General features: G+C 45.6%; 1 protein-coding gene. It reads right to left on the reverse strand.

The window, feature by feature from the left end:
* The coding region (locus R7Z50_RS30215; protein ID WP_318150110.1) for an aldo/keto reductase at positions 1 to 534 on the reverse strand (534 nt) is incomplete at its 3' end.
* Positions 535 to 548: the final 14 nt, after the last annotated feature.

The raw sequence follows: 548 nt of genomic DNA on the forward strand, positions 1-548 counted from the left end.
GTTAGATACGCCGATGTAACGCACTTTACCCATCTTAACCAGTTCAGTGAATGCTTCTAGGGTGTCAATTAACGTCACTTCTTCTTGCTTGTCTGGGTAAGGGTAGTTGAGTTGGCCAAAGCAGTTAGTTTGACGCTGTGGCCAGTGAAGTTGGTACAAATCTACGTAATCGGTTTGGAGTCGTTGAAGACTAGAGTCGATGGCATCATGGATATTGCGGCGATTTAAACTCATGTTTTCACGGATGTGAGGCACATTGCGCGGCCCTGCCACTTTTGTCGCTAGAACGACTTTTTCTCGCTTGCCGGATTTTGTCAACCAGTTGCCGATGTATTGTTCTGTTAGGCCTTGTGTTTCTGCTTTTGGCGGAACAGGGTACATTTCTGCAGTATCAATGAAGTTCACCCCATGATCGACAGCAAAGTCGAGCTGCTCAAAAGCTTCCTGTTCGGTATTTTGCTCACCAAAAGTCATAGTGCCGAGGCAGATTTTACTGATCTCAAGTGATGAGTGCGGTAGTTTGGTGTATTGCATTTCACTTCCTTGAA

The organism is Vibrio sp. 1249-1 (assembly GCF_033340495.1).